The sequence below is a fragment of the Kitasatospora sp. NPDC059088 genome, from assembly GCF_042738155.1.
Lineage (GTDB): Bacteria > Actinomycetota > Actinomycetes > Streptomycetales > Streptomycetaceae > Kitasatospora.
The window spans coordinates 1-2,777 of sequence record NZ_JBHYGR010000080.1; the positions used below are offsets into that span (position 1 = coordinate 1).

Here is a 2,777-nt window from a genome sequence, read left to right on the forward strand (position 1 = left end):
GCACCCACACGACGGCACGAGCATGCCTACCGACAGACGGCCACATACCTCACCTGGGAAAACGTGACCCTACCTTCGGTTTGGGAATCGCTTCTGAGGCCTTGCGCGGGATCGCGAAGCCCGCGTGGCTCGCGGGCTTCGCCTGGCGGGACGAGGCCGAGCCGGTGATGTGGCGGGCTGATGAGACCGAACTGCTGCCGTCTGCCCCAGCAGGATCCGCAGTTGTGGCCGAGGACCCCGGGCTGCCGCCCCGATGGTGGTCGGAGCTGAATGCCTCTCTCGATGCGCTCGCCGGTCAGCGGACGAATCGGATCGCCACTCCGGACACGGAGACGATCACCCAGGAGCTGGTGACTCGGACGATCTGCCAGGTGTTCCCGGGCATCGACACCACGGTGAGTGAGTGGTGTCCGGCGCATGCGGATCTGAACTGGGCGAATGTGACCGCGCCCGAGTTCTGCGTCTTCGACTGGGAGGACTGGGGCATGGCCCCGCGCGGTCTGGACGCTGCCACGCTGTGGGCGGCATCGCTGGCGGTACCGGCGCTGGCCGATCGCGTCCGCGGTGAGCGGAGCCGCGACTTCGCGAGCAGGGACGGCAAGCTGATGACCTTGTTCGTCGCGGCGAAGATCCTCGGGCCGTACGCACATCCCGAGGACCCGCGCCTTGAGGGTGCCCGCGTTTTGGCGGAGCAGGTGGTGAAGGAGCTTCACGTGGACTGACGCAGGAGCTGCCGGTACGACCGGAGCACCTCAGTGTCGATTTCGTACGCCAGGCCGCCGAGCAGCTCTCGAAGGTGCCCGGTGTCGTCGGTGCTCACTGCCACCGCGTCCACCCTGGGGAGCGCGAAGGCGACCCGGAATGCTGCCTGCACCGTCGTGGCAGCCGGTACCCGCAGGAATGTCCTCGGCTCCACCCTTGCCCATACGGGGGCGGTCGCGCTGCCTCCGAACGGGCTCATGCCCCACACCGCGGCCGGCCGCCACCAGGTCACCAGTGCCTCAGCGGCGTCGAGGACTCTGTTGCTGACCAGGAGGCCGGAGCGAACCATCAGGACGTCCGGTCACGGTGCGTCGAGGCCGACCAGCGGGCGTGGGTCCCACGTGGAGATCCCCCAGTGCTCGCACAGCCCCGCCGCTGTCGCGTCGACCAGGGCGGCACACGCGTGCGTCAAGGTCTCGGCGTCCGGGGCGGAGTGTTCCGGGTTGTGCAGGAGGATCGTGCCCGGCTCGTGGCCGAGATCCTTGGCCGTCTTCTCGACAGCGTGCCGGAGTCGTTCCGGGAGGAGGCTGTGGCCGTCTTCGAAGTAGCCGACTTTGGTGGAGATCGAGAACTTCGGGAGCAGGTCACCGGCGACCGTTGCGAGGGTGCGGTGAGAGTGATGGCCGAGGTAGTTCGAGGCGGTGTCGATCGCAGTGACACCGAGGTCCAGAGCGTCGCTCAGGAGGTCGCGTCGGTGACGAGACCGGTGTAGCCCGAGGACAGTTCGTCGGTCAGCGGTGCGCACAGCTCCTCCTTGATCAGGATCGCGGCGACCTCGTGGATCTCGTCCCCAGCGGTCGCCGCTGCCCGTTCGAGCGGGACCGGTCGGCCGCTGAGCAGCAGCCGCAGGGAGGGGACGGCCTTGGCGGCGACGGTGAGCTTCTTCCCGGCCGCCGTGACATCCACGGTGTCACCGTTCTCCTTGATCCGGGGTGGGAAGTGGGTGGTGCACACCACGGTGCGAGGCGGGCCGGAAATGCCGAGGAAGGGCACGTGGCGCCCGGGAGCGGTCTGGAGTCCGTAGGCCGTGAGGAAGTCCTCCGGGCCGTGCCGGCCGACAAGGCGGGTGGCGGCTTCGACCAGGGCGGAACTGCCGGTACCCCTGTGGTCGAGGTCGTGGCGGAAGACCTCCTGCTCTCGGCACCAGTCGCCCAGCCAGGCCATCCAGGAGGCGCCGGTGCGCCTGGTGACGCCGAACGTGACGTGGAGGCTGTGACCGGCGCCGCTTCCGGTGCGGGTGGCTTGATGCCAGTGGCCGCGCGGAATGTGCATGACGTCACCGGCCTGGAGTGCGCCGTTGAAGATCACGGTGTCACTGGGCGTGCTGTTGGGGTCAGCGTCCCGGTACATGGGCACGGCGCGGGAGGTGGCTCGAACCTCCCAGTCCTTTTCTCCCGAAAGCTGAACGATGATCACATCGTGGTCATCCCAGTGCAGCGGGAACCCCGCGGCATCGTTGGTGGTGAGGTACGCGTTCACCTGTACGCGCTCGTGCGCCCACCACTGCAAGGCGCGGCAGGCGACTTCCATGGTGGGATCGAAGACGTTGACCTGGTCCATGATGAGCGTCGCACCCTGCCGGAGCAGGTCCCCGAGGCGATGCATGTTGGTCATCGGGACGGACTGTCCGCGCGGGCTGACGGTGTCGGTGAAGTACACGGCCGGGTGGACTTCCTCGCCCATCTGGAAGGCCCGGAACTGCGGCCGGTTCAAGCTGCGCCGCATGGCGATGTCGAGCAGCTTGTCCGGGGTGAGGATGCGCGACAGGAGCGCGTCGTCCTCGATCCGCCCGAGCATGAAGCCGGTACCGATCGGCTCCGAACTCTGCCATCCGAGAGCCGTCTCGATGGCGCTGACCAGTCGGTGTTCCACTGCTACCTCCTCAGGAGTGTGCTGGAGCGGGGGGGGGGGGGGGGGCCGCGGCCCGGGGGGCCCCCACCCGGGGTGACGCGCCCCCCTCACACAGCAGGGGGGGTGGGGGGACACACCCCCCCCCCCCCCCCCCCGCGCGACCC

The 2,777-nt window shown here is 68.8% G+C and carries 4 protein-coding genes; 1 reads left to right on the forward strand and 3 read right to left on the reverse strand.

Annotation, left to right across the window (positions count from 1 at the left end; genetic code table 11):
• On the forward strand, positions 1–722 hold a 722-nt coding region (locus tag ACFWXO_RS29365; RefSeq protein ID WP_380527294.1), incomplete at its 5' end, for a hypothetical protein.
• On the opposite strand, the gene ACFWXO_RS29370 is transcribed toward ACFWXO_RS29365, so the two are convergent.
• Genes ACFWXO_RS29370 through ACFWXO_RS29380 form a run of 3 tightly spaced genes read right to left on the reverse strand, consistent with a single transcriptional unit; the run spans position 710 to position 2,634 of the window.
• The gene (locus tag ACFWXO_RS29370) at positions 710–1,051 is read right to left on the reverse strand and encodes a hypothetical protein (RefSeq protein WP_380527295.1); all 342 of its coding nucleotides are present in this window, start codon (positions 1,049–1,051) and stop codon (positions 710–712) included. The genes ACFWXO_RS29365 and ACFWXO_RS29370 overlap by 13 nt on opposite strands.
• Positions 1,052–1,063: 12 nt before the next feature.
• The gene (locus tag ACFWXO_RS29375) at positions 1,064–1,507 is read right to left on the reverse strand and encodes an aldo/keto reductase (RefSeq protein WP_380527297.1); all 444 of its coding nucleotides are present in this window, start codon (positions 1,505–1,507) and stop codon (positions 1,064–1,066) included.
• Positions 1,441–2,634, reverse strand: coding sequence for a JmjC domain-containing protein (locus ACFWXO_RS29380; protein WP_380527299.1), 1,194 nt, complete (start codon positions 2,632–2,634; stop codon positions 1,441–1,443). Before ACFWXO_RS29380 ends, ACFWXO_RS29375 begins: the two co-directional genes overlap by 67 nt.
• Positions 2,635–2,777: the final 143 nt, after the last annotated feature.